Source organism: Mesorhizobium sp. M0833 (assembly GCF_040319905.1).
Lineage (GTDB): Bacteria > Pseudomonadota > Alphaproteobacteria > Rhizobiales > Rhizobiaceae > Mesorhizobium.
Genome location: NZ_JAMYOQ010000011.1, coordinates 82,134 through 96,640, shown reverse-complemented (window position 1 = coordinate 96,640; position 14,507 = coordinate 82,134). Strand labels below are relative to the sequence as shown.

Here is a 14,507-nt window from a genome sequence, read left to right as displayed (position 1 = left end):
GTCACTTTCTGCCTTCCTCTTGAAAAACGGCGCAAGAAAATTACATGCGTTTTTCGCATGGCTGCCAAACCTCGGGTTCAGCGCAATATTTGCCGCTCCGGGGTTGACGGACAGTGGCCACACGAGTAGAAGCCGCCCAGTCAGAACCGATGTGAGGCTCTCGCTTCCGAAGCGACACGCTTTGGAGTTTGCCTCAAACAGGGTTCGTTTTACGAGCGAAAAGACATTTCCGGCGTGCATGAAGCGGCTTCCGCTTCCTCTGCCATTTGTTCGGGCAAGACCGCGAGGCGCGGTTTGTGGCCCGAATTTGCGTATGGAAATGACGCTTTGAGCGGCCCTGACCGGGCAAGACACGGAATTGAGAGACAAGAGGGTTTAATGCCTACCGTCAACCAGCTGATCCGCAAGCCGCGCATTGCGCCGGTGAAGCGCAACAAGGTCCCGGCCATGCAGCAGAACCCGCAGAAGCGGGGCGTCTGCACGCGCGTCTACACCACGACGCCGAAGAAGCCGAACTCGGCGCTGCGCAAGGTGGCCAAGATCCGTCTGACCAATGGTTTTGAAGTGATCGGCTACATCCCCGGCGAAGGCCACAACCTTCAGGAACACTCGGTGGTGATGATCCGCGGCGGCCGCGTCAAAGATCTTCCGGGCGTCCGTTACCACATCATCCGCGGCGTGCTCGACACGCAAGGCGTGAAGAACCGCAAGCAGCGCCGTTCGAAATACGGCGCCAAGCGTCCGAAGTGACCGAAGCGTAGCCAAGGTCGTTCCGGACGGCGTCAAGCGACGATCCGGGATCCAGGCCACCGCGTAGAATTGAGGCAGAGAAAAAATGTCCCGTCGTCACAGTGCAGAAAAGCGTGAGATCAATCCGGACCCGAAGTTCGGCGACCTGATCGTCACCAAGTTCATGAATGCCGTCATGTATGATGGCAAGAAGTCGGTTGCCGAGACCATCGTCTACGGCGCGCTCGACCAGGTCCAGTCCAAGACCAAGCAGGAGCCGGTCACCGTCTTCCATCAGGCGCTCGACAATGTCGCGCCACATGTGGAAGTGCGTTCGCGCCGCGTCGGCGGCGCCACCTACCAGGTTCCGGTCGACGTGCGCCCGGAGCGCCGGCAGGCATTGGCCATCCGCTGGCTGATCGCTGCCGCCCGCAACCGCAACGAGACCACCATGGTCGACCGCCTCTCCGGCGAGCTGATGGACGCGGCCAACAACCGCGGCACCGCCGTCAAGAAGCGTGAAGACACCCACAAGATGGCAGAAGCCAACCGCGCTTTCGCGCACTACCGCTGGTAAAGCGCGAACGAGACTGAAGAGGCACCTCCCATGGCCCGCGAATATAAAATCGAAGACTACCGCAATTTCGGTATCATGGCGCATATCGACGCCGGCAAGACGACGACCACCGAGCGCGTCCTCTATTACACGGGCAAGTCGCACAAGATCGGCGAAGTCCACGACGGCGCTGCGACCATGGATTGGATGGAGCAGGAGCAGGAGCGCGGCATCACCATCACGTCGGCCGCCACCACGACCTTCTGGAAGGGTCGCGACGGCAAGATGTATCGCTTCAACATCATCGACACCCCCGGCCACGTCGACTTCACCATCGAGGTCGAGCGTTCGCTGCGCGTGCTCGACGGCGCCATCGCGCTGCTCGATGCCAATGCCGGTGTCGAGCCGCAGACGGAGACCGTCTGGCGCCAGGCCGACAAGTATCGCGTGCCGCGCATGATCTTCTGCAACAAGATGGACAAGATAGGCGCCGACTTTTACCGCTCGGTCGAGATGATCGGTTCGCGCCTCGGTGCGCATGCCGTCGTCATGCAGTTGCCGATCGGCGCCGAGACCGAGTTCAAGGGTGTCGTCGATCTCGTCGAGATGAACGCGCTGGTCTGGCGCGACGAGACGCTGGGCGCTGCCTGGGACATCGTCGAGATCCCTGCCGACCTCAAGGCTCGTGCCGAAGAATACCGCGAGAAGATGATTGAGGCCGCCGTCGAAATGGACGAAACGGCGCTCGAGAATTACCTCGAAGGCAAGATGCCGAGCAACGACGAGATCCGTGCACTCATCCGCAAGGGCACGATCGCGGTGAAGTTCTATCCGATGTTCTGCGGCTCGGCCTTCAAGAACAAGGGCGTGCAGCCGCTGCTCGACGCCGTCGTCGAATATCTGCCGTCGCCGGCCGATGTCCCTGCCATCAAGGGCGTCGACGCCAAGACCGACGCCGAGATCGAGCGTCATGCCGACGACAACGAGCCGCTGTCGATGCTCGCCTTCAAGATCATGAACGACCCGTTCGTCGGTTCACTCACCTTTGCCCGCATCTATTCGGGCAAGCTCACCAAGGGCATCTCGGTCGACAACACCGTGAAGGGCAAGAAAGAGCGCATCGGCCGCATGTTGCAGATGCATGCGAATTCGCGCGCCGACGTCGAAGAGGCATTTGCCGGCGACATCGTCGCCCTCGCTGGTCTCAAGGACACCACCACCGGCGACACGCTCAGTGATCCGCTGCATCCGGTCATCCTCGAGCGCATGGAATTCCCCGATCCGGTCATCCAGATCGCCATCGAGCCGAAGACCAAGAACGACCAGGAAAAGATGGGCCTCGCCCTTCACCGCCTGGCCGCCGAGGATCCGTCCTTCCGCGTCAAGACCGACGAGGAAAGCGGCCAGACCATCATCTCCGGCATGGGCGAACTTCACCTCGACATCATCGTCGACCGCATGCGCCGCGAGTTCAAGGTCGAGGCCAATGTCGGCGCACCGCAGGTGGCCTACCGCGAGACGATCACCCGCAAGCACGAGCAGGACTACACGCACAAGAAGCAGACCGGCGGTACCGGCCAGTTCGCCCGCGTCAAGATCCTGTTCGAGCCGAATCCGGAAAGCAGCGAATTCGAGTTCGAAACCAAGATCGTCGGCGGCGCTGTGCCGAAGGAATACATCCCCGGTGTCGAAAAGGGCATCAACAGCGTCATGACCTCGGGCCCGTTCGCCGGCTTCCCGATGATCGGCGTCAAGGCGACGCTGATCGATGGCGCCTACCACGACGTGGACTCGTCGGTTCTGGCCTTCGAAATCGCCGGCCGCGCCTGCTTCCGTGAAGCAGCGCCCAAGCTTGGCGTGCAGTTGCTCGAGCCGATCATGAAGGTCGAGGTGGTGACGCCGGAAGATTACGTCGGCAGCGTTATCGGCGACCTGAACGGCCGTCGTGGCCAGATCCAGGGCCAGGAGGCCCGCGGCGTCGCGGTGGTCATCAACGCGATGGTGCCGCTCGCCAACATGTTCAAATACGTGGACAACCTTCGCTCGATGAGCCAGGGCCGCGCGGCCTACACGATGCAGTTCGACCATTACGAGCCGGTCCCGACCGCGGTCGCCCAGGAAGTTCAGAAGAAATACGCGTAACTCGAAACGAGTTGCACCAGTAACTTAATTCAAGGCCCGCACGGGCTGGCAGGAATGGAGAGATCACATGGCAAAAGGTAAATTCGAGCGCACTAAGCCTCATGTGAACATTGGCACGATTGGTCACGTCGACCATGGCAAGACGTCGCTGACGGCGGCGATCACCAAGTATTTTGGCGAGTACAAGCGCTACGACCAGATCGATGCGGCGCCCGAAGAGAAGGCGCGCGGCATCACCATTTCGACGGCGCATGTCGAATACGAGACCGCCAACCGCCACTATGCCCATGTCGACTGCCCCGGCCACGCCGACTATGTGAAGAACATGATCACCGGTGCCGCGCAGATGGACGGCGCGATCCTGGTGGTGTCGGCCGCCGACGGCCCGATGCCGCAGACCCGCGAGCACATCCTTTTGGCCCGCCAGGTCGGCGTGCCCTCGATCGTGGTGTTTTTGAACAAGGTCGACCAGGTCGACGACGCCGAGCTGCTCGAGCTGGTCGAACTCGAGGTGCGCGAGCTTTTGACCAAGAACGAGTTCCCCGGCGACGACATTCCGATCGTCAAGGGTTCGGCGCTTGCCGCCCTTGAAGATTCTGACAAGAAGATCGGCGAGGACGCCATTCGCGAACTGATGGCTGCGGTCGATGCCTATATCCCGACGCCGGTTCGTCCGCTCGACAAGCCGTTCCTGATGCCGATCGAGGACGTGTTCTCGATCTCGGGCCGCGGCACGGTGGTGACCGGCCGCGTCGAGCGCGGCGTCGTCAAGGTCGGCGAGGAGCTGGAGATCGTCGGCATCCGCCCGACCACCAAGACGACCTGCACGGGCGTCGAGATGTTCCGCAAGCTGCTCGACCAGGGCCAGGCCGGCGACAACATCGGCGCGCTGTTGCGCGGTGTTGACCGTGAAGGCGTCGAGCGCGGCCAGGTCCTGGCCAAGCCCGGCACCGTCAAGCCGCACAAGAAGTTCGTTGCTGAAGCCTACATCCTGACCAAGGACGAAGGCGGCCGCCACACGCCGTTCTTCACCAACTACCGTCCGCAGTTCTATTTCCGCACGACGGACGTGACCGGCATCGTGTCGCTGCCGGAAGGCACCGAGATGGTGATGCCGGGCGACAACATCACCGTCGATGTCGAGCTGATCGTGCCCATCGCCATGGAAGAGAAGCTGCGCTTCGCCATCCGTGAAGGCGGCCGCACCGTCGGTGCCGGCATCGTCGTCACCATCAAAGAGTAATTTGGACTTAAACCGATCTGTCGCGGGCGCTGCCCGCGCCGCGCCAGAACAAGGAAGTGACGCATGAACGGACAGAATATCCGCATCCGCCTGAAGGCGTTTGATCACCGGGTGCTCGACGCCTCGACACGGGAAATCGTGTCGACCGCCAAGCGCACCGGCGCCAACGTCCGCGGCCCAATTCCGCTGCCGACGCGGATCGAAAAGTTCACGGTCAACCGGTCGCCTCACGTCGACAAGAAGAGCCGCGAGCAGTTCGAGATGCGCACGCACAAGCGTCTGCTCGACATCGTCGACCCGACCCCGCAGACGGTCGATGCTTTGATGAAGCTCGACCTGGCCGCCGGTGTCGACGTCGAGATCAAGCTCTAAGGAACCAGAGGTCAGCGGGGCGACCCGGAACTCTGAAGGAACAAGAGGCGTGGAGGGGCGACAGCCCCGACAGGGAACTCTAAAGGAATTGAACCGATGCGTTCAGGTGTGATTGCAAAGAAGGTGGGAATGACCCGCATCTACAACGATGCCGGGGAACATGTTCCCGTCACTGTTCTCCAGATGGAGAACTGCCAGGTCGTGGCGCAGCGCACGCAGGAGAAGAACGGCTATACCGCCGTCCAGCTCGGCGTTGGCCTTGCCAAGGTGAAGAACACGTCGAAGGCGATGCGCGGCCATTTCGCGACCGCTTCCGTCGAGCCTAAGGCCAAGGTTGCCGAGTTCCGCGTCTCCGCCGACAACATGATCGATGTCGGCGCCGAGATCACCGTCGAGCATTTCGTCGTCGGCCAGAAGGTCGATGTGACGGGAACCACGATCGGCAAGGGTTTCCAGGGCGTCATCAAGCGGCACCACATGGGTGGCGGCCGCGCGACGCACGGCAACTCGGTGTCGCACCGTACACACGGTTCGACCGGCCAGCGCCAGGATCCGGGCAAGGTGTTCAAGGGCAAGCATATGGCCGGCCACATGGGTGACACCCGCGTCACCACGCAGAATGTCGAGGTCGTCTCGACCGACGCCGATCGTGGCCTGATCCTGATCCGCGGTGCGGTCCCGGGTTCGAAGGGTGCATGGATCCTGGTCCGCGATGCGGCCAAGGTGGCGCTTCCGGCCAATGCGCCGAAGCCCGCCGCGATCCGCGCCGTTGCAACCGATGGTGCCGCCAAGAACGAGGCCCCGGCCACAGAGGGAGCGGAATAATGGACCTCAAGATTACAACGCTTGGCGGCAAGGACGCCGGTAAGCTGAAGCTCTCCGAAGAGATTTTCGGCCTTGATCCGCGCGAGGACATCCTGCAGCGCGTTGTGCGCTGGCAGCTCGCCAAGAAGCAGCAGGGCACGCACAAGGCCAAGGGCCGCGCGGAAATCGCCCGCACCGGCGCCAAGATGTACAAGCAGAAGGGTACCGGCCGCGCCCGTCACCATTCGGCTCGCGCTCCGCAGTTCCGCGGCGGCGGCAAGGCCCACGGCCCGGTCGTGCGCAGCCACGAGCACGATCTGCCGAAGAAGGTGCGTGCGCTCGGTCTCAAGCATGCGCTTTCGGCCAAGGCCAAAAGCGCGTCGATCATCATCATTGACGAGCTGAAGCTGACCGAGGCCAAGACCAAGGCACTGATCGCGAATTTCGCGACGCTGGGCCTGAGCAACGCCCTGGTGATCGGCGGCGCCGAGCTTGACAAGAATTTCAAGCTGGCGGCGACCAACATCCCGAACATCGACGTGCTGCCCATCCAGGGCATCAACGTTTACGACATTCTGCGCCGCGGCACGCTGGTCCTTTCCAAGGCCGCCGTCGAGGCTCTCGAGGAGCGCTTCAAATGACCGACCTTCGTCACTACGACGTGATCGTCTCGCCGGCGATCACCGAAAAGTCGACCATGGCTTCCGAGCAGAACCAGGTCGTCTTCAATGTCGCCAAGAAGGCCTCGAAGCCGGAAATCAAGGCCGCCGTCGAAGCGCTGTTCGGCGTCAAGGTGATGGCCGTGAACACGCTTGTCCGCAAGGGCAAGATCAAGCGCTTCCGCGGCACGATTGGCCGCCAGAGCGACGTCAAGAAGGCGGTTGTGACGCTGGCCGACGGCCAGTCGATCGACGTCGCGACGGGTCTCTGAGCAAGGTCGCGAGGACAGAACAATGGCACTGAAAAAATTCAACCCGGTAACGCCGAGCACCCGTCAGTTGGTCATCGTCGACCGCTCGGGCCTCTACAAGGGCAAGCCCGTCAAGGGCCTGACCGAAGGCCTGACCAAGTCGGGCGGCCGCAACAATTACGGCCGCATCACGGCCCGCTTCATCGGCGGCGGTCACAAGCGCACCTACCGCATCATCGACTTCAAGCGCCGCAAGTTCGACGTCGTCGGTACGGTTGAGCGTATCGAGTACGATCCGAACCGCACCGCCTTCATCGCGCTGATCAAGTACGACGATGGCGAGCTGTCCTACATCATCGCCCCGCAGCGTCTGGCTCCCGGCGACAAGATCGTAGCCGGTGAATCGGTCGACGTGAAGCCGGGCAATGCGATGCCGCTGGCCTCGATGCCGGTCGGCACGATCGTCCATAATATCGAGCTGAAGCCTGGCAAGGGCGCTCAGGTCGCCCGTTCGGCCGGTGGTTATGGCCAGCTCGTCGGCCGCGACCAGGGCATGGCGATCCTGCGCCTCAATTCCGGCGAGCAGCGTGTCGTCCACGGCTCCTGCATGGCCACTGTCGGTGCCGTGTCCAACCCGGACCACGGCAACATCAATGACGGCAAGGCTGGCCGCACCGTGTGGCGTGGCAAACGTCCCCACAATCGCGGCGTGACCATGAACCCGGTCGACCATCCGCATGGCGGCGGCGAAGGCCGCACCTCGGGTGGCCGCCATCCGGTTTCGCCCTGGGGCAAGCCGACCAAGGGCAAGAAGACGCGGTCCAACAAGGCGACCGACAAGTTCATCCTGCGCTCGCGCCATCAGCGCAAGAGCTAAGAAGAGGTAACGCCAAGTGACTCGTTCGATTTGGAAAGGCCCCTTCATCGACGGCTACCTTCTGAAGAAGGTGGACAAGGTTCGTGAAGGTGGTCGCAATGAGGTGATCAAGATGTGGAGCCGCCGCTCCACCATCCTGCCGCAGTTCGTCGGCTTCACCTTCGGTGTCTACAACGGCCAGAAACACGTTCCCGTTTCGGTGAACGAGGACATGGTCGGTCACAAGTTCGGTGAATTCGCTCCGACCCGGACCTATTACGGTCACGGCGCGGATAAGAAGGCGAAGAGGAAATAATCATGGGCAAGGCCAAAGCTCCGCGCAGGCTTGCTGACAACGAAGCGCGCGCCGTGTTGCGCACGATCCGTATCAGCCCGCAGAAGCTGAACCTGGTTGCCGCGTTGATCCGCGGCAAAAAGGTCGCGACAGCGCTTTCCGACCTCGAATTCTCGGCCAAGCGGATTTCCGGCACGGTCAAGAAGACGCTGGAATCGGCGATCGCCAACGCGGAAAACAACCACGACCTCGACGTCGATGCGCTGATCGTGGCGGAAGCCTATGTCGGCAAGTCGATTGTCATGAAGCGGTTCCATGCCCGTGGCCGTGGTCGCGCCAGCCGTATCGAGAAGCCGTTCTCGCACCTCACGATCGTCGTTCGTGAAGTCGAAGAAAAAGGGGAGGCCGCATAATGGGCCAGAAAGTCAATCCGATCGGTCTGCGTCTCGGCATCAACCGCACCTGGGATTCGCGGTGGTTCGCGAACACCGGCGAATACGGCAAGCTGCTGCACGAGGACATCAAGATCCGCAAATATCTTGAGAAGGAACTCAAGCAGGCTGCGATCTCGAAGGTCGTGATCGAGCGTCCGCACAAGAAGTGTCGCGTCACCATCCATGCGGCGCGTCCGGGCCTGATCATCGGCAAGAAGGGCGCCGACATCGAGAAGCTTCGCAAGAAGCTGATGGAGATGACGAAGTCCGAGACGCATTTGAACATCGTCGAAGTGCGCAAGCCGGAGATCGACGCGACCCTGGTCGCCCAGTCGATCGCCCAGCAGCTCGAGCGCCGCATCGCGTTCCGCCGCGCCATGAAGCGCGCCGTGCAGTCGGCGATGCGCCTCGGTGCCGAAGGCATCCGCATCAACTGCGCCGGCCGTCTCGGCGGCGCCGAGATCGCGCGCATGGAATGGTATCGTGAAGGCCGCGTGCCGCTGCATACGCTGCGCGCCGATGTCGACTACGGCACGGCCGAGGCGAATACGGCCTACGGTATCTGCGGCGTGAAGGTCTGGGTGTTCAAGGGCGAAATCCTTGAGCACGACCCGATGGCATCGGAGCGCCGCGCCACCGAGGGCGATCATGCGCATGGCGGTGGTGGTGAGCGCGAACGCGGTCGCCGTCGCGAAAACGCGTAAGACAGTCAGGAATTTGGAGTTAGAACGATGCTGCAGCCAAAGCGCACAAAGTTCCGCAAGCAGTTCAAGGGCCGCATCCACGGTACCGCCAAGGGCGGCACCAACCTGGATTTCGGTGGTTTCGGGCTGAAGGCGCTTGAGCCGAACCGCGTCACTGCGCGTGAGATCGAGGCGGCCCGCCGCGCGATCACCCGCGAGATGAAGCGCGCCGGCCGGGTGTGGATCCGTATCTTCCCGGACGTGCCGGTTACGTCGAAGCCGACTGAAGTCCGTATGGGTAAGGGCAAGGGCGCCGTCGACTACTGGGCGGCACGTGTCAAGCCGGGTCGCATCATGTTCGAGATCGACGGCGTCAACGAAGAAACCGCCCGTGAGGCGCTGCGTCTCGGCGCGGCCAAGCTCTCGGTCAGGACGCGCTTCGTACAGCGCATCGCAGAATAAGGACGGGCTGATCATGAAAGCCGAAGACATCCGGACCAAGACCCAGGACCAGCTGACCGACGACCTAGCCAGCCTGAAGAAGGAGCAGTTCAACCTGCGCTTCCAGAAGGCCACCGGCCAGCTTGAGAAGACCGCGCGCGTGAGGCAGGTCCGCAAGGACATTGCGCGTATCAAGACCATCGCTGCGGAAAAGTCCGCGGCCAAGAAGGCTTAAGGACGAAAACCATGCCAAAGCGCATTCTGCAGGGCACCGTCGTCAGCGACAAGAACGAGAAGACGGTTGTCGTCAAGGTCGAACGGCGCTTCACGCATCCCGTGATGAAGAAGACCGTGCGCATGACCAAGAAGTACAAGGCGCACGACGAGAACAACGCCCACAAGGTCGGTGATCAGGTGTTCATCCAGGAATCGAAGCCGATTTCCAAGGACAAGCGCTGGGTCGTGGTGTCTTCGGACCAGGCCTGATCAGGGCCAACGAAACGAATTTTGGACAGACCGGGGAGGGGTGAGAAACCCGTCCCGTTAGAAAAGAAGAAGGCGGCCAGTCATGATTCAGATGCAAACAAACCTCGACGTCGCGGATAATTCCGGCGCCCGTCGTGTCATGTGCATCAAGGTGCTGGGCGGCTCGAAGCGGAAATACGCTTCCGTGGGCGACATCATCGTGGTGTCGATCAAGGAAGCCATCCCGCGCGGCCGCGTCAAGAAGGGCGATGTGATGAAGGCGGTCGTGGTTCGCACGGCCAAGGACATCCGCCGCCCGGACGGCAGCGTGATCCGTTTCGACAAGAACGCAGCCGTTCTCGTCGACAACAAGAAAGAGCCGATCGGCACGCGTATCTTCGGACCGGTTCCGCGCGAACTCCGCGCCAAGAACCACATGAAGATCATCTCGCTCGCGCCTGAAGTGCTGTAAGGAGCCGGACCAATGCAAAAGATTAGAAAAGGCGACAAGGTCGTCGTGCTGGCCGGCAAGGACAAGGGCCGTTCGGGCGAAGTCCTTTCGGTGCAGCCGAAGGACGACACCGCGCTGGTGCGCGGCGTCAACCTGATCCGTCGTCATCAGAAGCAGTCCCAGTCCCAAGAGGGCGGGATCATCACCAAGGAAGCGCCGATCCAGCTGTCGAACATCGCGCTGGCCGACCCCAAGGATGGCAAGCCGACCCGCGTCGGCTTCATCTTCCAGAAGGACGGCAAGAAGGTGCGCGTCGCCAAGCGCTCGGGAGAAGTCATCAATGGCTAAGGCTCAAACCAAGCAGGAAACTGCCCAGAACACGCCGCGCCTCAAGCAGGTCTACAACGAGACCATTCGCAAGGCGCTGCAGGAGCAGTTCGGCTACGAGAACGAGATGCAGGTTCCGCGCATCGACAAAATCGTGTTGAACATGGGCGTCGGCGAGGCGACCGGCGATTCGAAGAAGCCTTCGATCGCGGCGGAAGACCTTGCAATGATCGCCGGCCAGAAGGCCGTTGTCACCCGCGCACGCAACTCGATCGCCGGCTTCAAGGTCCGCGAGAAGATGCCGATCGGCGCCAAGGTCACGTTGCGCAAGGAACGCATGTACGAGTTCCTCGACCGCCTCGTGAATATCGCACTGCCGCGCGTCCGCGACTTCCGCGGGCTCAACCCGAAGAGCTTCGATGGCCGTGGCAACTATGCCATGGGCATCAAGGAACACATCGTGTTTCCGGAGATCAACTACGACAAGGTTGATCAGATCTGGGGCATGGACGTCATCGTTTGTACGACTGCGAAGACGGACGACGAAGCCAGGGCATTGCTCAAGGCCTTCAACTTCCCCTTCCGCCAGTAACGGCAGCGAGAAAAGGAAAAATCTGAAATGGCAAAGACCAGCTCAGTCGAGAAGAACAACAGGCGCCGCAAGCTTGCGGACCAGTTCGCTGCCAAGCGCAAGGTGCTCAAGGCGATCATCATGGATCAGTCCAAGCCGATGGAAGAGCGCTTCCGCGCCCAGCTGAAGCTTTCGGCGCTGCCGCGCAACTCGGCCAAGACCCGCATCCGCAACCGCTGCGAAGTCACCGGACGTCCGCGTGCCTATTATCGCAAGCTCAAAGTATCGCGTATCGCGCTTCGTGATCTCGGCAATAATGGCCAGATCCCGGGCCTGGTCAAGTCGAGCTGGTAAGGAGGACATAACATGTCATTGAGCGATCCTCTCGGCGATATGCTGACCCGCATCCGCAACGCGTATGGCCGCAAGAAGTCGAGCGTTTCGACGCCGGCTTCGCGCCTGCGCACCCGTGTCCTCGACGTGCTGAAGGCCGAAGGCTATATCCGCGACTACAGCCAGACCGACTTCGACAACGGCAAGTCCGAAATCGAGATCGAGCTGAAGTATTTCGACGGTGCGCCGGTGGTGCGCGAAATCGCTCGGGTCTCGAAGCCCGGCCGCCGCGTCTACGTTTCGGCCAAGTCGATACCGCACGTCGCCAACGGCCTCGGCATCGCCATTCTTTCGACGCCGAAGGGTGTGATGGCCGACCACGAAGCGCGCGAACAGAATGTCGGCGGGGAAATCCTCTGCCAGATCTTCTGATCTGGTATGTGACCCGTTGGAATCCGGCTTTCGGGATCAAGTCCCGAAAACCGAGACCTGAAACAAGAGAAGTGACGAGGACAACAGAATGTCTCGTATTGGAAAGAAACCCGTTTCGCTGCCGCAGGGCGTGACCGCGACCGTCAACGGCCAGACCGTGACGGCGAAGGGTCCGAAGGGCGAGCTGAAGTTCGTGGTGAACGACGAAGTGCTGGTCAAGATGGAAGGCAGCGAGATCGCTGTCCAGCCGCGCGACCAGACCAAGACTGCCCGTTCCAAATGGGGCATGTCGCGCACGCAGATCGTCAACATCCTGCAGGGCGTCAAGGACGGCTTCGAAAAGAAGCTCGAGATCACCGGCGTCGGCTATCGCGCCGCCATGCAAGGCAAGAACCTGCAGCTGGCGCTCGGCTTCAGCCACGACGTTGTCTACGAGACGCCGCAGGGCGTGACGATTTCGGTGCCGAAGCCGACGGAAATCACCGTGACCGGCATCGACAAGCAGCAGGTTGGTCAGGTTGCCGCCGAGATCCGCGAGTACCGCAGCCCCGAGCCCTACAAGGGCAAGGGCGTCCGCTATGCTGGCGAGAAGATCGTCCGCAAGGAAGGCAAGAAGAAGTAATTTTAACGCCGCGGGGAGCGGTCGCGGGAGGCTCGTCCCTACCGCATATGGTTGCCCCCGTTTTTTGAAGGCAAGGAACTGATATCATGGGCTCGAAAGAATCCACCCAACGCCGCGCTCAGCGCGTCCGCCGCCAGATCAAAAAGGTTGCCGGCGATCGTCCGCGTTTGTCGGTCCATCGCACGTCGAAGAACATCTATGTCCAGGTGATCGACGACGCTAAGGGCCACACCATCGCGGCTGCTTCGACGCTTGAGAAGGAGCTCAAGGGCTCGCTCAAGACCGGCGCCGACACCGCGGCCGCAGCTGCCATCGGCAAGCTGATCGCCGAGCGTGCCTCGAAGGCCGGCGTCAAGGAAGTGGTCTTCGACCGCGGCGCCTACATCTACCACGGCCGCGTCAAGGCGCTTGCCGAGGCTGCACGTGAAGGTGGTCTGAGCTTCTAAAATCGAAATTCGCCCCGGCGACCCAAAGAGGCCGCCGGATATCATCATCAACCGTGCTTCCGGAAAAAAACAAGGAACAGGATATGGCACAGGAACGTAGGGATGGCGGCCGCGGCCGTGATCGCGAAGAGCGCGACGACGGCATGGTCGACAAGCTCGTCCACATCAACCGTGTCGCCAAGGTCGTCAAAGGCGGCCGGCGCTTCGGCTTTGCAGCACTCGTTGTCGTCGGCGACCAGAAGGGCCGCGTCGGCTTCGGCCACGGCAAGGCGCGTGAAGTGCCGGAGGCGATCCGCAAGGCGACCGAATCGGCCAAGCGCGACATGATCTTCGTGCCGTTGCGCTCGGGCCGCACGCTGCACCATGACGTCGAGGGACGCTGGGGCGCGGGACGTGTCCTGCTGCGCGCTGCCAAGCAAGGTACCGGCATCATCGCCGGCGGCCCGATGCGCGCCGTTTTCGAGACGCTCGGCATGCATGACGTGGTCGCCAAGTCGATGGGTTCTTCGAACCCCTACAACATGGTTCGCGCCACTTTCGACGCGCTGAAGAGCCAGATGCATCCGAAGGATGTAGCTGCCGCGCGCGGCATCAAGTATTCGACCCTTCAGGCCCGCCGCGGCACCGCCGTTGCGGCTGAAGAATAGTCGACGCTGACCAGGGATCTGACCATGGCCAAGAAAGCAACCAAGACCATCACCGTCGAGCAGATCGGTTCGCCGATCCGCCGGCCGAAGGAGCAGCGCGCGACGCTGGTCGGCCTCGGCCTCAACAAGATGCACAAGCAGCGTACGCTGGAGGACACGCCCTCCGTGCGCGGCATGATCGCTGCCGTCCAGCATCTCGTCCGCGTCGTGGACGAGGGCTGAGCCAGAGCGCAGGAGAATCCAGATGAAACTCAATGATCTGCGTGACAAGGACGGCGCGACGCACTCCAAGAAGCGTCTCGGCCGTGGCATCGGTTCCGGTTCGGGCAAGACCGCCGGTCGCGGCGTCAAGGGCCAGAAGGCGCGCTCCGGCGTCGCCGTCAACGGCTTCGAGGGTGGCCAGATGCCGCTGTACCGCCGTCTGCCGAAGCGCGGCTTCAACAATATCTTCGCCAAGAGCTTCACCGTCGTGTCGCTGGCCCGCATCCAGGCGGCGCTCGATGCCAAGAAGCTTGACGCTAAGACAGTTGTGACGGCCGAGGCGCTGGTTGCGGCCGGCGTCATTCGTCGCGTCAAGGACGGCGTGCGCATCCTTTCGGACGGCGATATCAAGGCCAAGCTTGCCTTCGACGTGGCCGGAGCCTCCAAGGCCGCGATCGAGAAGATCGAAAAGGCCGGCGGCTCGGTGAAGCTGCCTGAGCAGGCAGCCGCCGAGTAACGGCAATTTGAAGCACGGTCGGCAAAGGCG

General features: G+C 61.9%; 25 protein-coding genes. All 25 read left to right on the top strand.

The features are described 5' to 3' along the window. The first annotated feature begins 378 nt into the window (after nucleotides 1–378). The 25 genes from rpsL (at nucleotide 379) to rplO (ending at nucleotide 14,477) form a co-directional block, all read left to right on the top strand. Complete coding sequence (rpsL, locus tag NKH98_RS14920) at nucleotides 379–750, top strand: 30S ribosomal protein S12 (RefSeq protein ID WP_006333356.1); 372 nt, start codon at nucleotides 379–381, stop codon at nucleotides 748–750. Between the two features lie 85 nt (nucleotides 751–835). Then, a complete protein-coding gene (gene rpsG / locus NKH98_RS14915) occupies nucleotides 836–1,306 on the top strand; it encodes a 30S ribosomal protein S7 (RefSeq protein ID WP_008875664.1) in 471 nt (156 codons plus the stop codon). Between the two features lie 30 nt (nucleotides 1,307–1,336). After that, on the top strand, nucleotides 1,337–3,427 hold the full coding sequence (fusA, locus tag NKH98_RS14910; RefSeq protein ID WP_254817148.1) for an elongation factor G: 2,091 nt from the start codon (nucleotides 1,337–1,339) through the stop codon (nucleotides 3,425–3,427). A 67-nt stretch (nucleotides 3,428–3,494) separates the two neighbouring features. Continuing rightward, nucleotides 3,495–4,670, top strand: coding sequence for an elongation factor Tu (tuf, locus tag NKH98_RS14905; protein WP_254817137.1), 1,176 nt, complete (start codon nucleotides 3,495–3,497; stop codon nucleotides 4,668–4,670). A 63-nt stretch (nucleotides 4,671–4,733) separates the two neighbouring features. Further along, the gene (rpsJ, locus tag NKH98_RS14900; protein ID WP_006205468.1) at nucleotides 4,734–5,042 is read left to right on the top strand and encodes a 30S ribosomal protein S10; all 309 of its coding nucleotides are present in this window, start codon (nucleotides 4,734–4,736) and stop codon (nucleotides 5,040–5,042) included. Nucleotides 5,043–5,138: 96 nt separating this feature from the next. Beyond that, nucleotides 5,139–5,867, top strand: coding sequence for a 50S ribosomal protein L3 (gene rplC, locus NKH98_RS14895; RefSeq protein WP_023717519.1), 729 nt, complete (start codon nucleotides 5,139–5,141; stop codon nucleotides 5,865–5,867). Continuing rightward, entirely contained in the window at nucleotides 5,867–6,487 is a 621-nt protein-coding gene (rplD, locus tag NKH98_RS14890; protein WP_023675140.1) for a 50S ribosomal protein L4, read from the top strand. Before rplC ends, rplD begins: the two co-directional genes overlap by 1 nt. Next, a complete protein-coding gene (locus NKH98_RS14885) occupies nucleotides 6,484–6,777 on the top strand; it encodes a 50S ribosomal protein L23 (protein ID WP_006205465.1) in 294 nt (97 codons plus the stop codon). Before rplD ends, NKH98_RS14885 begins: the two co-directional genes overlap by 4 nt. Nucleotides 6,778–6,799: 22 nt before the next feature. Next, nucleotides 6,800–7,633: a 50S ribosomal protein L2 gene (gene rplB, locus NKH98_RS14880; RefSeq protein WP_023675138.1), complete on the top strand. Its 834-nt coding sequence runs from the start codon at nucleotides 6,800–6,802 to the stop codon at nucleotides 7,631–7,633. Nucleotides 7,634–7,649: 16 nt separating this feature from the next. Further along, nucleotides 7,650–7,928, top strand: a complete 279-nt coding sequence (gene rpsS / locus NKH98_RS14875; protein ID WP_006205463.1) for a 30S ribosomal protein S19 — start codon at nucleotides 7,650–7,652, stop codon at nucleotides 7,926–7,928. A 2-nt stretch (nucleotides 7,929–7,930) separates the two neighbouring features. After that, nucleotides 7,931–8,320: a 50S ribosomal protein L22 gene (gene rplV / locus NKH98_RS14870; protein WP_006205462.1), complete on the top strand. Its 390-nt coding sequence runs from the start codon at nucleotides 7,931–7,933 to the stop codon at nucleotides 8,318–8,320. Continuing rightward, entirely contained in the window at nucleotides 8,320–9,045 is a 726-nt protein-coding gene (gene rpsC / locus NKH98_RS14865) for a 30S ribosomal protein S3 (RefSeq protein ID WP_023675137.1), read from the top strand. Before rplV ends, rpsC begins: the two co-directional genes overlap by 1 nt. Nucleotides 9,046–9,072: 27 nt before the next feature. After that, nucleotides 9,073–9,486 carry a 50S ribosomal protein L16 gene (rplP, locus tag NKH98_RS14860; protein WP_006205460.1) on the top strand — a complete coding sequence of 138 codons (414 nt, stop codon included), beginning with the start codon at nucleotides 9,073–9,075 and terminating at the stop codon, nucleotides 9,484–9,486. A 13-nt stretch (nucleotides 9,487–9,499) separates the two neighbouring features. Further along, complete coding sequence (rpmC, locus tag NKH98_RS14855; RefSeq protein ID WP_006205459.1) at nucleotides 9,500–9,700, top strand: 50S ribosomal protein L29; 201 nt, start codon at nucleotides 9,500–9,502, stop codon at nucleotides 9,698–9,700. A gap of 11 nt (nucleotides 9,701–9,711) precedes the next feature. Then, nucleotides 9,712–9,951, top strand: coding sequence for a 30S ribosomal protein S17 (gene rpsQ / locus NKH98_RS14850; RefSeq protein WP_023675136.1), 240 nt, complete (start codon nucleotides 9,712–9,714; stop codon nucleotides 9,949–9,951). A gap of 82 nt (nucleotides 9,952–10,033) precedes the next feature. Continuing rightward, complete coding sequence (gene rplN / locus NKH98_RS14845) at nucleotides 10,034–10,402, top strand: 50S ribosomal protein L14 (RefSeq protein WP_006205457.1); 369 nt, start codon at nucleotides 10,034–10,036, stop codon at nucleotides 10,400–10,402. Between the two features lie 12 nt (nucleotides 10,403–10,414). Beyond that, nucleotides 10,415–10,729, top strand: a complete 315-nt coding sequence (gene rplX / locus NKH98_RS14840; RefSeq protein WP_254817150.1) for a 50S ribosomal protein L24 — start codon at nucleotides 10,415–10,417, stop codon at nucleotides 10,727–10,729. Continuing rightward, nucleotides 10,722–11,300 carry a 50S ribosomal protein L5 gene (gene rplE, locus NKH98_RS14835; protein ID WP_352899430.1) on the top strand — a complete coding sequence of 193 codons (579 nt, stop codon included), beginning with the start codon at nucleotides 10,722–10,724 and terminating at the stop codon, nucleotides 11,298–11,300. The genes rplX and rplE overlap by 8 nt, the downstream gene beginning before the upstream one ends. 27 nt (nucleotides 11,301–11,327) lie before the next feature. Next, nucleotides 11,328–11,633, top strand: a complete 306-nt coding sequence (gene rpsN, locus NKH98_RS14830; RefSeq protein WP_023675134.1) for a 30S ribosomal protein S14 — start codon at nucleotides 11,328–11,330, stop codon at nucleotides 11,631–11,633. A 12-nt stretch (nucleotides 11,634–11,645) separates the two neighbouring features. Next, nucleotides 11,646–12,044, top strand: coding sequence for a 30S ribosomal protein S8 (gene rpsH, locus NKH98_RS14825; protein WP_006205453.1), 399 nt, complete (start codon nucleotides 11,646–11,648; stop codon nucleotides 12,042–12,044). An 88-nt stretch (nucleotides 12,045–12,132) separates the two neighbouring features. After that, nucleotides 12,133–12,666: a 50S ribosomal protein L6 gene (rplF, locus tag NKH98_RS14820; RefSeq protein WP_023675133.1), complete on the top strand. Its 534-nt coding sequence runs from the start codon at nucleotides 12,133–12,135 to the stop codon at nucleotides 12,664–12,666. A gap of 86 nt (nucleotides 12,667–12,752) precedes the next feature. Beyond that, nucleotides 12,753–13,112, top strand: a complete 360-nt coding sequence (rplR, locus tag NKH98_RS14815) for a 50S ribosomal protein L18 (RefSeq protein ID WP_023675132.1) — start codon at nucleotides 12,753–12,755, stop codon at nucleotides 13,110–13,112. Nucleotides 13,113–13,195: 83 nt separating this feature from the next. Next, complete coding sequence (gene rpsE, locus NKH98_RS14810) at nucleotides 13,196–13,759, top strand: 30S ribosomal protein S5 (protein ID WP_006333394.1); 564 nt, start codon at nucleotides 13,196–13,198, stop codon at nucleotides 13,757–13,759. Nucleotides 13,760–13,783: 24 nt separating this feature from the next. Then, nucleotides 13,784–13,981, top strand: coding sequence for a 50S ribosomal protein L30 (rpmD, locus tag NKH98_RS14805; protein WP_006205449.1), 198 nt, complete (start codon nucleotides 13,784–13,786; stop codon nucleotides 13,979–13,981). A gap of 22 nt (nucleotides 13,982–14,003) precedes the next feature. Continuing rightward, nucleotides 14,004–14,477 (top strand): 50S ribosomal protein L15, encoded by a 474-nt coding sequence (rplO, locus tag NKH98_RS14800; protein WP_023675131.1) that lies wholly within the window; start codon nucleotides 14,004–14,006, stop codon nucleotides 14,475–14,477. Nucleotides 14,478–14,507 lie beyond the last annotated feature (30 nt).

Excerpts from the sequence above, each read along its gene's own strand:
- rpsL (WP_006333356.1), top strand. The coding sequence starts at position 379 with ATGCCTACCGTCAACCAGCTGATCCGCAAGCCGCGCATTGCGCCGGTG.
- rpsG (WP_008875664.1), top strand. The coding sequence starts at position 836 with ATGTCCCGTCGTCACAGTGCAGAAAAGCGTGAGATCAATCCGGACCCG.
- fusA (WP_254817148.1), top strand. The coding sequence starts at position 1,337 with ATGGCCCGCGAATATAAAATCGAAGACTACCGCAATTTCGGTATCATG.
- tuf (WP_254817137.1), top strand. The coding sequence starts at position 3,495 with ATGGCAAAAGGTAAATTCGAGCGCACTAAGCCTCATGTGAACATTGGC.
- rpsJ (WP_006205468.1), top strand. The coding sequence starts at position 4,734 with ATGAACGGACAGAATATCCGCATCCGCCTGAAGGCGTTTGATCACCGG.
- rplC (WP_023717519.1), top strand. The coding sequence starts at position 5,139 with ATGCGTTCAGGTGTGATTGCAAAGAAGGTGGGAATGACCCGCATCTAC.
- rplD (WP_023675140.1), top strand. The coding sequence starts at position 5,867 with ATGGACCTCAAGATTACAACGCTTGGCGGCAAGGACGCCGGTAAGCTG.
- NKH98_RS14885 (WP_006205465.1), top strand. The coding sequence starts at position 6,484 with ATGACCGACCTTCGTCACTACGACGTGATCGTCTCGCCGGCGATCACC.
- rplB (WP_023675138.1), top strand. The coding sequence starts at position 6,800 with ATGGCACTGAAAAAATTCAACCCGGTAACGCCGAGCACCCGTCAGTTG.
- rplV (WP_006205462.1), top strand. The coding sequence starts at position 7,931 with ATGGGCAAGGCCAAAGCTCCGCGCAGGCTTGCTGACAACGAAGCGCGC.
- rpsC (WP_023675137.1), top strand. The coding sequence starts at position 8,320 with ATGGGCCAGAAAGTCAATCCGATCGGTCTGCGTCTCGGCATCAACCGC.
- rplP (WP_006205460.1), top strand. The coding sequence starts at position 9,073 with ATGCTGCAGCCAAAGCGCACAAAGTTCCGCAAGCAGTTCAAGGGCCGC.
- rpmC (WP_006205459.1), top strand. The coding sequence starts at position 9,500 with ATGAAAGCCGAAGACATCCGGACCAAGACCCAGGACCAGCTGACCGAC.
- rpsQ (WP_023675136.1), top strand. The coding sequence starts at position 9,712 with ATGCCAAAGCGCATTCTGCAGGGCACCGTCGTCAGCGACAAGAACGAG.
- rplN (WP_006205457.1), top strand. The coding sequence starts at position 10,034 with ATGATTCAGATGCAAACAAACCTCGACGTCGCGGATAATTCCGGCGCC.
- rplX (WP_254817150.1), top strand. The coding sequence starts at position 10,415 with ATGCAAAAGATTAGAAAAGGCGACAAGGTCGTCGTGCTGGCCGGCAAG.
- rplE (WP_352899430.1), top strand. The coding sequence starts at position 10,722 with ATGGCTAAGGCTCAAACCAAGCAGGAAACTGCCCAGAACACGCCGCGC.
- rpsN (WP_023675134.1), top strand. The coding sequence starts at position 11,328 with ATGGCAAAGACCAGCTCAGTCGAGAAGAACAACAGGCGCCGCAAGCTT.
- rpsH (WP_006205453.1), top strand. The coding sequence starts at position 11,646 with ATGTCATTGAGCGATCCTCTCGGCGATATGCTGACCCGCATCCGCAAC.
- rplF (WP_023675133.1), top strand. The coding sequence starts at position 12,133 with ATGTCTCGTATTGGAAAGAAACCCGTTTCGCTGCCGCAGGGCGTGACC.
- rplR (WP_023675132.1), top strand. The coding sequence starts at position 12,753 with ATGGGCTCGAAAGAATCCACCCAACGCCGCGCTCAGCGCGTCCGCCGC.
- rpsE (WP_006333394.1), top strand. The coding sequence starts at position 13,196 with ATGGCACAGGAACGTAGGGATGGCGGCCGCGGCCGTGATCGCGAAGAG.
- rpmD (WP_006205449.1), top strand. The coding sequence starts at position 13,784 with ATGGCCAAGAAAGCAACCAAGACCATCACCGTCGAGCAGATCGGTTCG.
- rplO (WP_023675131.1), top strand. The coding sequence starts at position 14,004 with ATGAAACTCAATGATCTGCGTGACAAGGACGGCGCGACGCACTCCAAG.